The organism is Mesorhizobium sp. B2-4-17, assembly GCF_006441275.1.
Taxonomy (GTDB): domain Bacteria; phylum Pseudomonadota; class Alphaproteobacteria; order Rhizobiales; family Rhizobiaceae; genus Mesorhizobium.
Genome location: NZ_VFUX01000013.1, coordinates 54,675 through 71,154, shown reverse-complemented (window position 1 = coordinate 71,154; position 16,480 = coordinate 54,675). Strand labels below are relative to the sequence as shown.

Genomic DNA, 16,480 nt, shown 5'->3' with positions numbered 1-16,480 from the left:
GGATCTTAGACCGAGTAGTACATATCGTACTCGACCGGATGCGGGGTCATTTCGAAGCGCATCACTTCGGCCATCTTCAGCTCGATGTAGCTGTCGATCTGGTCGTCGTCGAAGACGCCGCCGGCCTTCAGGAAGCCGCGGTCCTTGTCGAGGCTCTGCAGGGCTTCACGCAGCGAACCGCAGACGGTCGGGATCTTCTTCAATTCTTTCGGCGGCAGGTCGTAGAGATCCTTGTCCATCGGCTGGCCGGGATGGATCTTGTTCTTGATGCCGTCGAGGCCGGCCATCAGCATGGCGGCGAAAGCGAGGTAGGGGTTCGCGCCCGGATCGGGGAAGCGGACCTCGACGCGCTTCGACTTCGGCGACGAGCCGAACGGGATGCGGCAGGAGGCCGAGCGGTTGCGCGCGGAATAAGCGAGCAGGACGGGCGCTTCATAGCCCGGCACCAGGCGCTTGTAGGAGTTGGTCAGCGGGTTGGTGAATGCGTTGATCGCCTTGGCGTGCTTGATGATGCCGCCGATGTAGAACAGGCAACTTTCCGACAGGCCGGCATACTCATTGCCGGCGAAGGTCGGCTTGCCGCCCTTCCAGATCGACTGGTGCACGTGCATGCCCGAGCCGTTGTCGCCGAAAATCGGCTTCGGCATGAAGGTGGCCGTCTTGCCGTAGGCATTGGCGACCTGGTGCACGACGTACTTGTAGATCAACATCTTGTCGGCGTTGCGGACAAGCGTGTCGAACTTGATGCCGAGTTCGTGCTGGGCAGCGGCGACCTCATGATGATGCTTTTCGACACGCACGCCCATCTCGGCGAGAACGGTCAGCATCTCGGAGCGCATGTCCTGAGCCGAATCGATCGGCGGCACCGGGAAATAGCCGCCCTTGATGCGCGGGCGGTGGCCGAGGTTTCCGGTTTCGTAGTCGGTGTCGTCGTTCGACGGCAGTTCGGTGGAGTCGAGCCTGAAGCCGGTGTTATAGGGATCGGCCTTGTACTTGACGTCATCGAACACGAAGAATTCTGCTTCCGGCCCGACATAGATGGTGTCGCCGATGCCTTCCGACTTCATGTAGGCTTCGGCCTTCTTGGCCGTGCCGCGCGGATCGCGGTTGTAGGATTCGCCCGAAACCGGATCGAGGATGTCGCACAGGATGACCATGGTGGACTGCGCGAAGAACGGATCCATGTGGACCGTCTCCGGATCGGGCATCAGCACCATGTCGGACTCGTTGATGGCCTTCCAGCCGGCAATCGAGGAGCCGTCGAACATGACGCCGTCAGCGAACATGTCTTCCTCGACCTCGATGACATCCATCGTCACGTGTTGCAGCTTGCCCTTCGGGTCTGTGAAGCGCAGGTCGACGAATTTCACGTCGTTATCCTTGATCTGCTTCATGATGTCGTTGGCTGTCGTCATGTCATGTATCCCTGTGTGATGACGTTTTTTGATGATGACGTTTTGGGGAGAATGGCCGCCTCAGACGGCGTCCATGCCGGTTTCGCCGGTGCGGATGCGCACGACTTCCTCGATGTTGGAGACGAAGATCTTGCCGTCGCCGATGCGGCCGGTCTGGGCCGCCCTGCGGATGGCCTCGATGGCGCCTTCGACGGCATCGTCGCCGAGGACGACCTCGATCTTCACCTTGGGCAGGAAGTCGACGACATATTCGGCGCCGCGATAGAGTTCGGTGTGACCTTTCTGGCGGCCGAAACCCTTGGCCTCGGTCACGGTGATGCCTTGCAGTCCGGCCTCCTGAAGCGCTTCCTTCACTTCGTCCAGCTTGAATGGCTTGATGATCGCTTCGATCTTTTTCATGTAGAAAGTGGCCTCCACTGCCAAAAAACGGGTTGTGAGCCCCCGCTTGCGCTCCCATCAAGCATGAACTGTGCCAGATAGCTGGATTCGCAGCGGTCTCATACGATTTCGAAGCCATGCCGCGCCGGGATGCAATTTCGCGTCATACGATGCACGGAATACGGCATGGGCTGCCGAAGCCTACACAGTGCCAGCGCCCGCGTCCGCACAAAAATTAGGCAAATCGCCCATCCCGCGTGCAGTTTTGCGCCTTGATGCTCGTCCAGCGACTTAGCCGCAGCTGATAAAAACTCCCCTCTTCGTTTGCTTCGGCTCGAAAACTGGACAATGCTTGATCGAATGCGGATCGGCAATCCATGAGCGATGAACTTCTTACTTCCGCCGAGATGGGCGAGGCGGACCGGCTGACGATTGCCGCAGGTCCAGTCGACGACATCGGCCTGATGCGCCGTTCCGGCGAAGCCGTCGCGGCCGAGGTCTTCAGCCGCTATCCCCAGGCGGCGCACATCCATGTGCTTTGCGGGCCCGGCAACAATGGCGGCGACGGCTACGTCGTCGCCGGTATCCTGGCTGGCAGCGGCCTCGCCACGACAGTCTGGGCATCCGGTGCGCCGAGGCCGCGAAGCGACGCGGCGCTGGCCGCGGCCGAGTGCCCGGTCGCGCGCCGGCCGCTGTCCGGCTTTGAAGCCCAGCCCGGCTCGATCGTGGTCGACGCGCTTTACGGGGCAGGGCTGTCCAAGCCGCTGTCCGGTGATGCCGCCAGGGCGGTCGATATCGCTACTAACAGGCATTTGCCGGTTGTCGCGGTCGATCTGCCTTCGGGCGTTTCGGGCGACAGCGGCAAAGTGTTGGGCGTGGCATTTACCGCCGCCGTGACCGTGACGTTCGCGCGCAAGAAGCCCGGCCATTTGTTGCTGCCGGGACGCGGACGTTGCGGCGAGATCGTGCTCGCCGATATCGGCATCGGCGACGATATCATTTCACGCCTACAACCCCGGACGTTCGAGAACACGCCAGCACATTGGTTGGACGATTTCCCGGTGCCGGCTGTCGACGCCCACAAATACAAGCGCGGCCATGCCGGTGTCTTTTCCGGCGGCCCGAACGCCACCGGCGCGGCGCGGCTGTCGGCGCTTGCCGCGGCCCGAAGCGGAGCAGGGGCGGTGACCGTGCTGTCGCCTGGCAATGCCATGCAGGTCAATGCCGCCCATCTGACTTCAATCATGCTGCGCAAGGCCGATGAGGTCGCCGACATCAAGGCGTTTGTCGCGGAGCGCCGGCCGTCGGCCTTCGTCCTCGGGCCCGGCTTTGGCGTCGGAGAAAAGACACGGACCTTCGGGCTCGCGCTCCTCGCCCCCGGCCAGGCAAAGGATGCTTCCGCACAGATCAATGGTCTCGTGTTCGATGCCGACGCGATCACCTCGTTTCGCGAGGCGCCCGACGTCCTGTTCGAAGCCGCTCGCCGACATAACCCGCCGGCCCTGGTGATGACGCCGCACGAAGGGGAGTTCGCCCGGCTGTTTCCAGGCATCGCCGGTGACAATGGCTCGTCCAAGCTGAACAAGGCGCGCGCATCTGCGAAACTTGCCAATGCCGTCATCGTGTATAAGGGCGCCGACACAGTGATCGCCGCGCCCGATGGCAGGGCGGCGATCAATGCCAACGGCGCGGCCTGGCTTGCCACCGCCGGATCAGGCGACGTGCTGTCGGGCATCATCGCCGGGCTGCTGGCGCAAGGCATGCCGGCGTTCGAAGCGGCCTGCGCGGCGGTCTGGATCCATGCCGAGGCCGGCAGCCGGTTCGGGCCGGGCCTGATCGCCGAGGATTTGCCACAGGCAATGGTACCGGTATTGCACGAACTGGTCGCCGCCCGAGGCGTGCTCTGATCAATGGCGCTTATGGCGCCCCGGCGACAATCCGCTCACAACGGAATGTTGTCGTGCTTCTTCCAGGGGTTCTGCATGTCCTTGTTGCGCAGCATGCGAAGCGCGCGCGCCACGCGGCGGCGGGTCGAATGCGGCATGATCACCTCGTCGACATAGCCGCGTTCGGCGGCGACGAAGGGCGACAGGAAACGATCCTCGTAAGTCTTGGTATGGGCCGCGATCTTTTCGGCGTCGCCAATGTCCTTGCGGTAGATGATCTCGACTGCGCCCCTGGCGCCCATGACAGCGATCTGCGCCGTCGGCCAGGCATAGTTCATGTCGCCGCGCAGGTGTTTTGACGCCATCACGTCATACGCGCCGCCATAGGCTTTTCTGGTGATGACGGTGATCTTCGGCACGGTCGCCTCCGCATAGGCGAACAGCAGTTTGGCGCCATGCTTGATCAGCCCGCCATATTCCTGCGCGGTGCCCGGCAGGAAACCCGGAACATCGACGAAGGTGACGATCGGAATGGAAAAACAATCGCAAAAACGCACGAAGCGCGCCGCCTTGCGGCTGGCATCGGAATCGAGCACGCCGGCCAGCACCATCGGCTGGTTGGCGACGAAGCCCACGGTGCGGCCCTCGACCCGTCCGAATCCGGTGACGATGTTCTTCGCGAAACTCTGCTGGATCTCGAAGAAATCGCCCTCGTCGGCCACCTTCAAGATCAACTCCTTGATGTCGTATGGCTTATTGGCGTTGTCGGGGATCAGCCGGTCGAGCGACAGATCATGGTCGGTAACCGACTGGTAGCATTCGATCTCGGGGAGTTCCGATGTGTTGGACGCAGGCAACAGGTCGACCAGCCGGCGCATTTGCAGCAGCGCCTCGACATCATTGTCATAGGCGCCGTCGGCGATCGAGGATTTCGTCGTGTGCACCGAGGCACCGCCGAGGCTCTCGGCCGTCACCGTCTCGTTGGTGACAGTCTTGACCACATCCGGACCGGTGACGAACATGTAGGAGGTATCACGCACCATGAAGATGAAGTCGGTCATGGCGGGCGAATAGACGTCACCGCCGGCGCACGGACCCATGATCACCGAAATCTGGGGGATGACGCCCGACGCGAGCACATTGCGCTGGAAGATCTCTGCATAACCGCCAAGGGCCGCGACGCCTTCCTGGATGCGGGCGCCGCCGGCATCATAGAGGCCGATGATCGGCGCCCGGTTGCGCAACGCCATCTCCTGCACCTTGATGACCTTCTCGGCATGCGCTTCCGAAAGCGAGCCGCCGAACACGGTGAAATCCTTGGCGAAGAGGTAGATCGGGCGGCCGTTGACCGTGCCCCAGCCGGTGACGACGCCATCGCCGGCGATCTTGGTCTTTTCCATGCCGAAATCGGTCGAGCGATGCTCGACATACATATCGAACTCCTCGAACGAGCCCTCGTCGAGAAACACCTCGATGCGTTCGCGCGCGGTGAGCTTGCCCTTCTTGTGCTGGGCATCGATGCGCGCTTGGCCGCCGCCCATGCGGGCAATGTCGCGGCGCCGCTCGAGTTCCTTCAGCACGTCCTTCATTGCGTAGTCCCCAAAATCGGAAGCTGCGTTTGTGGTAATGATGCCCGTGGGACAGCGCAAGCGCCGCTTTTCGATCGTTTTTGCTGCGCTGCAACATGCTGCCCTTGCATTTCGAGGCGAACTCAGCCATATGCACGCCATAGGCGCTTGGGCCGGGAACGAATCCGGCCTTCTCGATGAATGAGACTGGTTGCGTCTGTTTTCCCTCTTTTTCGGCTAATCGACCTGATTGGTTGGCAAGGTGGTGAAAAAGCCCCGTGGCATGATGCATGCGGGCACGACAGCGCAGCCGCGCGGACGGTTACGTCCGCCGCCTTGTCGTTCCATGACAATGTTATCCGACGGCAGGTTGCGCCCTGCCGCCATTGATGTTTGCGGCCAGAGGCCGCGTGAAAGAAGATTATTTTGACCAACGAAAACACTTTGCCCGGCAATGACACCGCGGAACTCTCCGGTTTTGCGGCGCTGGGAATCACGGGTGCGCTGCTCAAGGCCACCCATGCCGCCGGCTTCGCCGATCCGAAGCCGATCCAGGTGCAGGCCATCCCGCCGCAGCTGGAAGGCCGCGACATTTTCGGCATCGCCCAGACCGGCTCCGGCAAGACCGCGGCCTTCGCGCTGCCGATCCTGTCGAAGATCATAGGGCTCGGCACCAAGCGCCGCGCCAAGACGACGCGTGCGCTCATCCTGGCGCCGACCCGCGAACTCGCCGTGCAGATCGAGGAGACCATCAAGATCCTCGCCAAGGGCGCGCATGTCTCGACAGCGCTCGTGCTGGGCGGCGTCTCGCGCTTCAGCCAGGTGAAGAAGGTCGCTCCCGGCGTCGACATCCTGATTGCCACGCCCGGCCGGCTGACCGATCTGGTGCGCGAAGGCGACCTTATCCTTTCCGACACCAAATGGCTGGTGCTGGACGAGGGCGACCGCATGCTCGACATGGGCTTCATCAACGACGTCAAGCGCATCGCCAAGGCGACCGCGCCTGATCGCCAGACGGCGCTGTTTTCGGCCACCATGCCGGACGAAATCGCGGAACTCGCCAAGGGCCTTTTGAAGCACCCGGTCCGTATCGAGGTCTCGCCGCAAAGCACTGCAGCCACCGAGATCGTGCAGGGCGTCGTTTTTGCCCGCACCAAGCAGAAGCGTCAGGTTCTGTCGACGATGCTCGCCGACGAAGCGATGAAGTCCGTCATCATCTTTTCGCGCACCAAGCATGGTGCCGACCGGGTGACCAAGGATCTCGAGCGCGATGGCTTCAAGGCCGCCGTCATTCACGGCAACAAATCGCAGAATGCCCGTCAGAAGGCGCTCAACGATTTTCGTGATGGATCGGTGCGCATTCTGGTCGCGACCGATATCGCCGCGCGCGGCATCGACGTGCCCGGCATCAGTCATGTCGTGAATTTCGACCTGCCGGACGAGGCTGAAAGCTATGTCCACCGCATCGGCCGCACCGGCCGCAACGGCAAGGACGGCATCGCGATCACGCTTTGCGATCCTTCGGAAAACAGTAAGCTGCGTCAGGTCGAGCGCATCATCCGCACCAAGCTGCCTGTTGTTGGCGACCATCTGGGCAGCCCCGATCCGGTTCGCAATCCGGCGGAAAAGAACGAGCGCCGCGAGCCGGCCAATGACCGTGCCGATCACAATGGCCGTCGCGACGGCAGACGGCCCGGCGGCGAGAAGAAGCAGAACAATGGCTTCGGCAAGAAGCGTTTCGGCGACAAGCCGGCCTTTGCCGGCGAACGCAAGCCGGAAGGCGCCAAGCCGTTCAAAGGCAACAACAAGCGCCGCTTCGGTGGCAAGCGGCCTGCGGCGCGGGCTGCTTGATCATTATTCGCGTCGAGCCTGGCCAATTGGCTTGGCTCGACTGCGGTGATCAAAGGCCGGCCGAGGCATTGCCTCGGCCGGCCTTTTCATATCCAGGAGGTCTCCCGTTGGCGCCGCTATTTGGCGACAGCTTCGATCCAGACAGCGATCCGTTGCACGAGGAAAGCCGTGGTCGATGGCGATAGCGCGTCGCCGGCAAGGACATGGTTGTCGGGGTCGCCCATACCTTCCATGGGGACCAGTTCGTGTGCGCCGCCCCAGCGCGCCGCAATCTCCCGTGTGCGATCGGGCCGCACCACCTTGTCCATATCCGAGAAGATGAACAGGGCAGGGATGGTCGCCTTTTCCACCGGTGCGCCATAGGCAAGTTCCGTCAGCGCTTGCATCGGCATCGTTGCGGCGATCGGATAGCTGGTGGTCCAGAATTTTTCGTGGAGCGCGTTGTGCGGCACGAAGCTGCGCTCCTTGCCGGCAACGAGTTCGGCGATCTGTTTGCCCCATGGCATGGTCAGTATCTCGGCGCCGGATGCCTTCACGCCGAAATTGGGCGAGATGAACGCTATGGCCGCCACCCCCTCCGATGCGCCGGGTTGCGTTGCCGCCCATGCCGCCAGCGAGCCGCCGGTCGAGGTTGAGATGACGATCACCTTGTCGCCGATCGCCCGGCCGATGGCGAGCGCCTCCTCATAATCGTTGATCCAGGCATTGACGCTTCCCTGCGTCATGGCCGCGCCGTCCTCGCCGTGCCCGGTAAGACGGGTATAGAAGAGGTTGGCGTCGAGTTGCTCGGCGACCTCGTCGGGCAGGGGGCGGACCTCGCCCTTTGAAGCCGAGAAGCCGTGGATATAGACGATCGACAGCGGCGTCTTGGCATGCACCATCGGGTTGGCCCAGATGATCTCCTTCTCCAGCCCCTCGCGGATGCCGGGCACGCCGGCTTCCACCTTGGCCACATAGGCCTGCGGATCGTCACCGATCACGGAAGGATTGAAGTGGACCGTGGTATCGACGGGAACGCGAGGACCAAATACCAAGATCAGTGCAAGGACGGCGATCAGGCCCAGCACAGCAAGCACGATCCGTCGCCCCATCCCAGACTCCACGCAACAACAACAAACCTATGGTGGTGGCCGTGAACAGGCAACGGTCGTTCAGACCGCCAAACCACCAATCCTGTGGGCATTCTATTCGGCGGGCCGCTTGCGCTCGTAATGCAGCGGCCGGGCCTTCCAGCTGGTCGTGAGGCTGATCACCCATCGGGACCATGGCCTCGGCAGCAGGGCAAGAAATTTCAGGGGCCAGCTCGTGCGATACGGAAAGGTGACTTCAAAGCCGCCGGATTTGATGCCCCGCACCATGCGGCGCGTCGCACGGCTGACCGGCATCAGGCCCGGCATCGGCAGCATGTTCTTTTCGGTCAGCGGTGTGTCGACGAAACCGGGGTTTATTACCTGGACGCGGATGTTCATCTTGTCGAAATCGTACTTCAGGGACTCGGCCAGGATGTTGATCGCCGCCTTGGTGCCGCCATAGGCGGCCGTGGTCGGCCAGCCGAAATAGGCGGTGACCGAGCCGACCAGAACGACATGGCCGCGCGCCCGCACGCGCATATGTTCCACGACCGGCACCAACCCGTTGATGATGCCGAAATAGTTGACCTCGAAAGAACGACGAAAATCGCTGACGACGAGAGCCTCTCCAGGCGTGGAGATGTAGTTTCCCGCATTGAAGACGGCGAGCACGATCGGGCCGAGTTCTTTCTCGATCGCGGCGACCGTTCTTGCCATGCGCGGTTCGTCTGTGACATCGCAGGGAAAGGCCGTGACGCTTCCCGGCATCTGCGCCGTCTCGACGATGAGCGTGTCGATCGGATCGTCGTCCAGCGCCGTTACCGCGACCGCATAGCCCTGTGAGGCCAGGTCCCTGGCCAGCGAGCGCCCAATGCCGCTGCTGCCGCCGGTGACCCAGGCGACGCCGTGTTTCGGATCGGCCCGATAGAGTGTCATGCTGCGCCCCGCCGAGTTGTTGGTGCTTTGCTCTAGCGGCGAAGAAATCGAATGAAAAGAGTGCTTTTCGGCCGTGAGCGCAAATGAACTGTGCGACATCAGCCCAGTCTCGAGAATGCCGATGCGTCGCAGCGCCGGAAATGCGACTGGACCAGACAATTCTTGCCTTGAAACCGAAGCGCCGGGTTTCTAGGGTTTCGGCGCACGCACACAAGGAATCCTGAATGCCCCGTTCTGTGATCGACGCGATCGGCAACACGCCTCTGATCCGCCTCAACAAAGCTTCCGAAGAAACCGGCTGCGAGATCCTGGGCAAGGCCGAGTTCATGAATCCTGGACAGTCGGTCAAGGATCGGGCCGGCCTGTTCATCATCCGCGACGCTGAGCAGCGCGGCCTGCTGCAGCCGGGTGGCGTCATCGTCGAGGGGACGGCCGGCAACACGGGCATCGGCTTGACGCTGGTCGCCAAGGCGCTTGGTTACCGCACCGTCATCGTCATTCCGGACACGCAGAGCCAGGAAAAGAAGGACACGATCAGGGTGCTCGGCGCCGAGCTGATCGAAGTGCCGGCCGTGCCTTACAAGAACCCCAACAATTACGTGAAACTGTCGGGACGGCTGGCCGAGCAGATGGCGAGAACCGAGCCGAATGGCGCTATCTGGGCCAACCAGTTCGACAATGTCGCCAACCGCGATGGCCACATCCGTACCACTGCGGAAGAAATCTGGGCCCAGACCGGCGGGAAGGTCGATGGTTTCGTCTCCGCGGTGGGTTCCGGCGGAACGCTGGCCGGCGTCGCCATGGGGCTGAAGGCCAAGAGCAAGGACGTGAAGATCGCGCTCGCCGACCCATTGGGGGCCGCGCTCTACAGTTTCTACACCAGCGGCGAGTTGAAGTCCGAGGGCAGTTCGATCACCGAAGGCATCGGGCAGGGACGCATCACCGCCAATCTCGAAGGGTTCACGCCGGACTTTTCCTTCCAAATCAGGGACGAGGATGCACTGCCGGTCGTCTTCGACCTGATCCAGGAAGAAGGTTTGTGCGTCGGCGGCTCGACCGGCATCAATATCGCCGGCGCGATCCGGCTGGCCAGGGAATTAGGCCCCGGCCACACCATCGTGACCATTCTTTGCGACTACGGCACGCGCTACCAGTCGAAATTGTTCAACCCGCAGTTCCTGCGCGAGAAGAACCTTCCGGTGCCGGGCTGGATGGAGTTGCAGAGCAAGATTTCGGTGCCTTTCGAGAAGGTCGCTTGATGGCGCACAAGACACAAGCGCTGTTTCGTGACGATGCCTATCTCAGCACGGCGGACGCGACGGTCGTTGATGTCAACGACCGTGGCGGCATCATTCTCGACCGGACGATCTTCTACGCCACGTCGGGCGGCCAGCCGGGAGACACCGGCTATCTCGAACGCACCGATGGCAGCCGCATCGCCGTCGCGGCCACCATCACAGGTGAGACCAAGGATGAGATCAATCATGTGCCGTCGCCGGAGCAGGCGGCCTTGGCGGTCGGCGAGAAGGTGAAACTCGCCATCGACTGGGAACGTCGGCACCTGTTGATGCGCATGCACGCCGCTTGCCACCTTCTCACCGTTGTCTGTCCGTTCCCGATCACGGGTGCGGCGGTTTCCGAGGACGACAGCCGTGTCGATTTCGACATTCCGGACGCCAGCTTCACCAGGGAAGAGGTGACGGCGGGCCTGATGGATCTGGTGCGGGCTGATCATCCGATTTTCACCCGGCTGATCAGCGACGAGGAACTTGCCGCGAACCCAGGCCTGGTGAAATCCAAGAACGTCCGACCGCCGGTCGGTACAGGCAAGATCCGCCTGGTCTGCATCGGTGAGAACGCCTCGGTGGACAGCCAGCCCTGCGGTGGCACGCATGTGAAAAGCACTGGGGAAATAGGCGAAATCCATATCGGCAAGATCGAAAAGAAGGGCCGCGAGAACAGGCGCTTCCGCATCCGCTTCGGCCCGATGCCGGCGGCTTGACACACAACGCTTTGTTTTACCCGGGATAGAGAGAACGAGAATGGCCGAAGACAGTCCTTTCACCGTCGATGCGGACTGGTTGCAGGGGCGCCTGGGCGAACCTGGTGTGACCATTGTAGACGCGTCCTGGTACCTGCCGGCCCAAAAGCGCGACGCGCGCGCCGAATATGATGCAGCCCACATTCCCGGTGCCCGATTCCTGGATCAGGATGCGGTTTCGGATCCCGACGCCGCTTTACCGCATACGCTGCCGTCGCCTCAGCATTTTGCGCAATATGTCGGTGCGATGGGCGTCTCGGCCGACGACACGATTGTCGTCTATGACGGTCCGGGATTCTTCTCGGCACCGCGGGCATGGTGGATGTTTCGCATTATGGGCGTTTTCCAGACCTACATTCTGGACGGCGGCTTCGACGGCTGGAAGGCAACTGGCCGGCCAATAACGGCTGAACCGACGAAGATCGCGCCAAGCATCTTCCATGCCGATTTCGACGCCGGTCGCGTCGCCGGTCTGACCGACATGCGCCGATTTGTCGAGACCGGGACAAGCCAGATCGCCGATGCCCGGGGACCGGGCCGCTTCACCGGTGCCGAGCCCGAGCCCCGCGCCGGTATCCGCTCCGGCCATATGCCGGGCGCGCGCAATGTGCCGTATTCCGTGCTGTCGGAGAACGGCTTGCTGCTTTCGAAGGATCGTTTGCGCAAGGTGATCGAGGACGCCGGTATTGACCTGTCGAAGCCTGTGGTCACATCTTGTGGCTCCGGGGTCACCGCGGCCGTGGTCACTCTGGCACTGGAGACGCTTGGCCACACCGACAACAGGCTTTATGACGGCTCGTGGACCGAGTGGGGCGGGCTTTCGGACACGCCTGTCGTGACCGGCCCCGCGACGACCGGCAAGGAATGAGCACGATGGAAAACGGCGCGCTGCAAGACATTGAAGTCACGGTGACTTTTCTCGAAATGCATGCGCCTCCTGCCGTCTCGCCACCGGTGCCCTACAACCGCCAGGTTGCGTTGCTGAAGACGAGAGACATTCCCTTGCATTTTTACCGCTACCTGATGGACCGGGTGGGGCGCAAATGGCACTGGGTGAATGTTCTGCGGCTGGATGACGACGAGCTTTCGGCCGGCATCCACCGCGAGGACCGCGACATCAGGGTGCTCTACCTCGACGGTTCGCCGGCAGGCTTCTTCGATCTCAAGCCGCATTTGCCGGAGGAAGTGGAACTCGCCTATTTCGGCATGATGGAACATGCGACCGGGCAGGGTATCGGCCGCTGGTTCCTGGGCTCGGCGATCGCCGCGGCATGGTCGTATGGGCCGAAACGGGTGACGGTGCAGACCTGCACGCTTGACCATCCGGCGGCTCTGCCGCTCTACCAGAAGCTCGGCTTCACGCCCGTCGCGCAGAAGAAAGAGGTGGTGCATCCGCTGCCTTTCACCGAGCGTTCGGCCAGCGTCATGCGGCCGTAACACCAGCCGGAATCTGAACCACCCGTTCATCGGCGCTTCAGGCAGCCTTTTCGGCCGCATCAAGCGCCGGCCGGATCTGCGCCTGATAGCGCGCTCAATCGATATCCCATTGGTCAAATTTCGCCTTCGGCTCGGCGGCCATTTCCATTTCGCAATACGACAAGATCGAGAACATCGCCGATGCGCTTCAGCGCATCCTGCGTCGCAATCCAGGTGAGCACGTGCTGATCGAAGGCCACACCGATGCGTATCCGGTATGTCTTTGAAACGGTTGGCTACGGAGAAGAGTTCCTGCTCGTCGCAGGGTAACGTTGCGGCGCTTTGACGATTTCATCCGCCGATTTCCGAGTGAATCAACGCGGTAATTAGCCGGCTTATTCGGCTCCGCGCCCCCAACCTATTCCAAGAGTGGCTGATCGCCGAAATGAGATCAGCCCCTCAATCCTTGGCATGAAACGGGTGGGAACCATCAGTCCAAGCCCATAATTTCCGGGTAACAGCACCGGAGATTTTCATCATGACCATCCAGTTCAAAGCTCTGCCGACAGAGGATGTCAGGCTCCTCCAACGCGGCGGACCCGATGCCTATGGCCGCACGCCCGAGCGGAAGACCTCCGACGGCGATGGCATGCCTTGCCGGCACTGTCTCAAGAACATCGCGGCCGGCGACGCCTACCTTATCCTTGCCTATCGGCCATTCCCGGAGCTGCAGCCCTACGCCGAAACCGGGCCGATCTTCTTGCATGCGCAAGAGTGCGAGCGGGCCGCCGAAACGGAGGCGCTCCCCGCGATTCTCGAAAGCCCGGACTACATCGTGCGCGGCTATGGCAGGGATGATCGTATCGTGTACGGCAGCGGCGGTGTCATCCCGACCGGGGTTATCGCTGCTCGAGCCGAGACGCTTTTCGAGCGTGACGACATTGCCTATGTGCATGTCCGCTCGGCGCGCAACAATTGCTACCAGTGCCGGATTGAGCGGGCCTGAAGCAAAAAACGCGAGCAGGAAACACTGTCTTACTCCCGTCGCATAGATGCGATAGAAAGCGATTGTCGATCGATTGGCCGACCGCGGATGAACCGGCGGTGATCTCGACATCGAGGAAGCGGGGCTTTGGCTCCGCTTTTTTGTTGTCCGCGCTTCGCGCAAATCCTCTCGCGCAACAAAAAAGCCCGCCGGCAAGGCCGACGGGCTTAGACTATTTGCCTGGAGGGCTTAGTTGAACTTGTACTTGGCGCCGATGCGCACGGTCTGGAACGAAGCCTTGTCGGTCAGCGTACCATCCGGTGCCCCAAATTCAGATGAGAGATCCTTCTTGGCGAATTGCGAATAGCGATATTCCAGACCGACAGTCATGTTGCTGGAGACTGCCGTTTCGAGGCCGCCACCCACCGTGAAACCACTCTTGTTCCAATCGATATCGCCGATCGGATCCGGAACGTTCAGATCAAAATGTTGATAGCTGTAGCCGCCGATCACATAGGCCAGGGTCGATTCGTTGACCTTGGCGCCGACACGGCCCAATGCGTCGAAGCCATAATCGGAATCGAGTTTGACGGAAGCGCCCAGAAAGTCGAGTTTCGATCGAATTCCGGAATAGCGGCCATCGATCTGCACGCCGGCAACCCAGGTGCCGAAATCGTAGTCGTAGCCGGCGTTCAACTCGCCAAACACGCCTTCGCTGCCAATGCCATTGGCATCGAGAGCGCCGCCACCAAAGTCGATGCCCAGCTTGTGAACCGCCGTTCCGGCGCCAAGCGCGCCGCCAACGTAGAAGCCGGTCCAGTTGTAGACCGGAGCAGCGATTGAAGCCCCGCCGCCGTTCTGCGCGCCGAAGCGATAGTCGGCGGCGATATGGAAGGTGTGGGTGGACGGTTCCCCGTTCAACGAAGCACCACCAAAATCGATCAGCGACTTGTCGCCAAAGTTCGCGTACCGATATTCGGTCTTCAGCGTCCAGTTGCCGCGCAGCACGGTTTCCATGCCGACACCCAGCACATAGCCGCTGCGGTTTTCAGTGAAGTTCAACCCTTCAGCACCGCCCGATCCATCAAGCTTGAAATGCTGCCAGCTGTAACCGCCGAGCACGTAACCGAGCGTGTTGGGGTTGAGAACATAACCGGCTCGCAGACCGACATCGAAACCATAGGAATCGGTCAGGTCGATGTCGGCGCCTGGGACGCTGATCGATGGGCCGATATTCCCGAAATTGGCATCGATAAAGCCGCCCAGCAGGAAGCGCTCGGACATCATGTAGTCGTAGCCGGCAGTCAGTTCGCCGAATACGCCATTGCCGCCGACGCCGTTCAAGTCGAAGCCCGGCACGCTGAACTTGTGCACGCTGGCGCCGAAACCGCCACCTATGCCGACATAAGCTCCGCTCCAGTTAAAAACGCTCGCTTCCACCGGCTGCACGACATCTGCCGCATTGGCCGCCGACATCAAGGCCACAGCAGAAACAGCGCCGAGGAGAATAGATTTCGCAGAAACGCGAATAAACATAGCCCGCACCCCTAATAATAAACCCAGCATGTCTCTATCAGAGAGTCGGCCAGCTTAGGTATGACAAAAATGCAACAATAGCGTGCAAAGCACCTTACGGCATGCACGGATGCCGTCAGCCGGCAGACGCGGTTGATTGCCCACCTCCCAAAGAAAAACCCGCCGGCATAGGACCGGCGGGTGACACTGGAGAATCTTGAGTGAAATCAGGCGGCTAGAACGGCCTTCGGCTCGACGAGTTCATAGCCAAGCGCTTCGGCGACCGCGCGGTTGGTAATCTTGCCCTTGTGGACATTGAGACCGTTGCGCAGGTGATGGTCGTCAATCAGGGCCTTCAGGCCCTTGTCGGCGAGTTGCAGGCCATAATGCAGCGTTGCGTTGTTCAGCGCGTGAGCCGAGGTGACCGGCACCGCGCCAGGCATGTTGGCGACGCAATAGTGGATGACGCCGTCGACCTCGTAGGTGGGTTCTGCATGGGTAGTCGCGTGCGAGGTCTCGAAGCAGCCGCCCTGGTCGATGGCCACGTCGACCAGCACCGAGCCTTTTTTCATACCGGACAGCATTTCGCGGGTGACGAGCTTGGGTGCAGCGGCGCCCGGGATCAGTACGGCGCCGACGACGATGTCGGCCGAGAAGCATTCTTCCTCCAGCGCCTCGACGGTCGAGTAACGTGTGTGGACACGGCCCGCGAAGAGGTCGTCGAGCTGGCGCAGCCGCGGGATCGAGCGGTCGATGATGGTGACGTCAGCGCCAAGGCCGGCGGCCATGCGGGCCGCGTGCAGGCCGACGACGCCGCCGCCGAGCACAGTCACCTTGCCGGGCAGCACGCCAGGGACGCCGCCGAGCAGCACGCCGCGGCCGCCATTGGCCTTTTGCAGCGCCGTGGCTCCGGCCTGGATCGACAGGCGGCCGGCGACTTCCGACATCGGCGCGAGCAGCGGCAGGCCGCCACGGTCGTCGGTCACGGTTTCATAGGCGATCGCTGTGACACCCGAAGCGAGCAGGCCCTTGGTCTGCTCCGGGTCCGGAGCCAGGTGAAGATAGGTGTACAGGATCTGGCCGTCGCGCAGTTGGACCCATTCATTGGGCTGCGGCTCCTTGACCTTGACGATCATGTCCGACTTGGCGAACACGTCGGCGGCTGTCTTGGCGATGGTGGCGCCGGCGGCGCGATAGGCGTTGTCATCGGCACCGATGCCGGCGCCGGCTCCGGCCTCGACCAGAACTTCGTGGCCATGGGCGACATATTCGCGGACCGAGCCAGGCGTGAGGCCGACACGGTATTCATGGTTCTTGATTTCCTTTGGGCAACCGACACGCATTTTTCTTCTCCCTGATCCGGCCCTTCCGGGCTCACTCCCTGAATGAACGGAGTGAACCATGAATCGGCCTGCAAGT

General features: G+C 61.8%; 14 protein-coding genes and 1 pseudogene. 8 read left to right on the top strand and 7 right to left on the bottom strand.

Features of this window, described 5'->3' with window-relative positions; translation table 11 throughout:
- Nucleotides 1-5: 5 nt before the first annotated feature.
- A complete protein-coding gene (gene glnA / locus FJ548_RS12395; RefSeq protein ID WP_140777991.1) occupies nt 6-1,415 on the bottom strand; it encodes a type I glutamate--ammonia ligase in 1,410 nt (469 codons plus the stop codon).
- Nucleotides 1,416-1,475: 60 nt separating this feature from the next.
- Nucleotides 1,476-1,814, bottom strand: coding sequence for a P-II family nitrogen regulator (locus FJ548_RS12390; RefSeq protein ID WP_140611573.1), 339 nt, complete (start codon nt 1,812-1,814; stop codon nt 1,476-1,478).
- Between the two features lie 356 nt (nt 1,815-2,170).
- Here FJ548_RS12390 and FJ548_RS12385 point away from each other — a divergent pair, with 356 nt between their 5' ends.
- Nucleotides 2,171-3,700, top strand: coding sequence for an NAD(P)H-hydrate dehydratase (locus tag FJ548_RS12385; RefSeq protein ID WP_140777990.1), 1,530 nt, complete (start codon nt 2,171-2,173; stop codon nt 3,698-3,700).
- Between the two features lie 35 nt (nt 3,701-3,735).
- On the opposite strand, the gene FJ548_RS12380 is transcribed toward FJ548_RS12385, so the two are convergent.
- Nucleotides 3,736-5,268 (bottom strand): acyl-CoA carboxylase subunit beta, encoded by a 1,533-nt coding sequence (locus tag FJ548_RS12380; RefSeq protein ID WP_140611577.1) that lies wholly within the window; start codon nt 5,266-5,268, stop codon nt 3,736-3,738.
- Between the two features lie 405 nt (nt 5,269-5,673).
- On the opposite strand from FJ548_RS12380, the gene FJ548_RS12375 reads away from it, so the two are divergent.
- Nucleotides 5,674-7,098, top strand: coding sequence for a DEAD/DEAH box helicase (locus tag FJ548_RS12375; protein WP_140777989.1), 1,425 nt, complete (start codon nt 5,674-5,676; stop codon nt 7,096-7,098).
- Nucleotides 7,099-7,214: 116 nt separating this feature from the next.
- On the opposite strand, the gene FJ548_RS12370 is transcribed toward FJ548_RS12375, so the two are convergent.
- Both FJ548_RS12370 and FJ548_RS12365 read right to left on the bottom strand, forming a co-directional pair.
- A complete protein-coding gene (locus FJ548_RS12370) occupies nt 7,215-8,189 on the bottom strand; it encodes an alpha/beta fold hydrolase (RefSeq protein WP_140777988.1) in 975 nt (324 codons plus the stop codon).
- Between the two features lie 93 nt (nt 8,190-8,282).
- Complete coding sequence (locus tag FJ548_RS12365) at nt 8,283-9,104, bottom strand: SDR family oxidoreductase (protein ID WP_140611585.1); 822 nt, start codon at nt 9,102-9,104, stop codon at nt 8,283-8,285.
- Nucleotides 9,105-9,328: 224 nt separating this feature from the next.
- Here FJ548_RS12365 and FJ548_RS12360 point away from each other — a divergent pair, with 224 nt between their 5' ends.
- From FJ548_RS12360 to FJ548_RS12335, 6 genes and pseudogenes are all read left to right on the top strand, one after another.
- Nucleotides 9,329-10,363, top strand: a complete 1,035-nt coding sequence (locus FJ548_RS12360) for a cysteine synthase A (RefSeq protein ID WP_140611587.1) — start codon at nt 9,329-9,331, stop codon at nt 10,361-10,363.
- On the top strand, nt 10,363-11,106 hold the full coding sequence (locus tag FJ548_RS12355; RefSeq protein ID WP_140777987.1) for an alanyl-tRNA editing protein: 744 nt from the start codon (nt 10,363-10,365) through the stop codon (nt 11,104-11,106). The genes FJ548_RS12360 and FJ548_RS12355 overlap by 1 nt, the downstream gene beginning before the upstream one ends.
- A 40-nt stretch (nt 11,107-11,146) precedes the next feature.
- On the top strand, nt 11,147-12,013 hold the full coding sequence (gene sseA / locus FJ548_RS12350) for a 3-mercaptopyruvate sulfurtransferase (protein ID WP_140777986.1): 867 nt from the start codon (nt 11,147-11,149) through the stop codon (nt 12,011-12,013).
- 5 nt (nt 12,014-12,018) lie between these two features.
- The gene (locus tag FJ548_RS12345) at nt 12,019-12,582 is read left to right on the top strand and encodes a GNAT family N-acetyltransferase (RefSeq protein ID WP_140778012.1); all 564 of its coding nucleotides are present in this window, start codon (nt 12,019-12,021) and stop codon (nt 12,580-12,582) included.
- Nucleotides 12,583-12,643: 61 nt separating this feature from the next.
- Nucleotides 12,644-12,947: pseudogene (locus FJ548_RS30405) on the top strand (OmpA family protein); the annotation flags it as partial.
- Between the two features lie 152 nt (nt 12,948-13,099).
- A complete protein-coding gene (locus tag FJ548_RS12335) occupies nt 13,100-13,567 on the top strand; it encodes a DUF1203 domain-containing protein (RefSeq protein WP_140777985.1) in 468 nt (155 codons plus the stop codon).
- Between the two features lie 228 nt (nt 13,568-13,795).
- Here FJ548_RS12335 and FJ548_RS12330 read toward each other — a convergent pair whose 3' ends face one another.
- Both FJ548_RS12330 and ald read right to left on the bottom strand, forming a co-directional pair.
- Nucleotides 13,796-15,082: an outer membrane beta-barrel protein gene (locus FJ548_RS12330; RefSeq protein ID WP_181168785.1), complete on the bottom strand. Its 1,287-nt coding sequence runs from the start codon at nt 15,080-15,082 to the stop codon at nt 13,796-13,798.
- Nucleotides 15,083-15,288: 206 nt separating this feature from the next.
- Nucleotides 15,289-16,404: an alanine dehydrogenase gene (gene ald, locus FJ548_RS12325; RefSeq protein ID WP_115143555.1), complete on the bottom strand. Its 1,116-nt coding sequence runs from the start codon at nt 16,402-16,404 to the stop codon at nt 15,289-15,291.
- Nucleotides 16,405-16,480 lie beyond the last annotated feature (76 nt).

Excerpts from the sequence above, each read along its gene's own strand:
- glnA (WP_140777991.1), bottom strand. The coding sequence starts at position 1,415 with ATGACGACAGCCAACGACATCATGAAGCAGATCAAGGATAACGACGTG.
- FJ548_RS12390 (WP_140611573.1), bottom strand. The coding sequence starts at position 1,814 with ATGAAAAAGATCGAAGCGATCATCAAGCCATTCAAGCTGGACGAAGTG.
- FJ548_RS12385 (WP_140777990.1), top strand. The coding sequence starts at position 2,171 with ATGAGCGATGAACTTCTTACTTCCGCCGAGATGGGCGAGGCGGACCGG.
- FJ548_RS12380 (WP_140611577.1), bottom strand. The coding sequence starts at position 5,268 with ATGAAGGACGTGCTGAAGGAACTCGAGCGGCGCCGCGACATTGCCCGC.
- FJ548_RS12370 (WP_140777988.1), bottom strand. The coding sequence starts at position 8,189 with ATGGGGCGACGGATCGTGCTTGCTGTGCTGGGCCTGATCGCCGTCCTT.
- FJ548_RS12365 (WP_140611585.1), bottom strand. The coding sequence starts at position 9,104 with ATGACACTCTATCGGGCCGATCCGAAACACGGCGTCGCCTGGGTCACC.
- FJ548_RS12360 (WP_140611587.1), top strand. The coding sequence starts at position 9,329 with ATGCCCCGTTCTGTGATCGACGCGATCGGCAACACGCCTCTGATCCGC.
- FJ548_RS12355 (WP_140777987.1), top strand. The coding sequence starts at position 10,363 with ATGGCGCACAAGACACAAGCGCTGTTTCGTGACGATGCCTATCTCAGC.
- sseA (WP_140777986.1), top strand. The coding sequence starts at position 11,147 with ATGGCCGAAGACAGTCCTTTCACCGTCGATGCGGACTGGTTGCAGGGG.
- FJ548_RS12345 (WP_140778012.1), top strand. The coding sequence starts at position 12,019 with ATGGAAAACGGCGCGCTGCAAGACATTGAAGTCACGGTGACTTTTCTC.
- FJ548_RS12335 (WP_140777985.1), top strand. The coding sequence starts at position 13,100 with ATGACCATCCAGTTCAAAGCTCTGCCGACAGAGGATGTCAGGCTCCTC.
- FJ548_RS12330 (WP_181168785.1), bottom strand. The coding sequence starts at position 15,082 with ATGTTTATTCGCGTTTCTGCGAAATCTATTCTCCTCGGCGCTGTTTCT.
- ald (WP_115143555.1), bottom strand. The coding sequence starts at position 16,404 with ATGCGTGTCGGTTGCCCAAAGGAAATCAAGAACCATGAATACCGTGTC.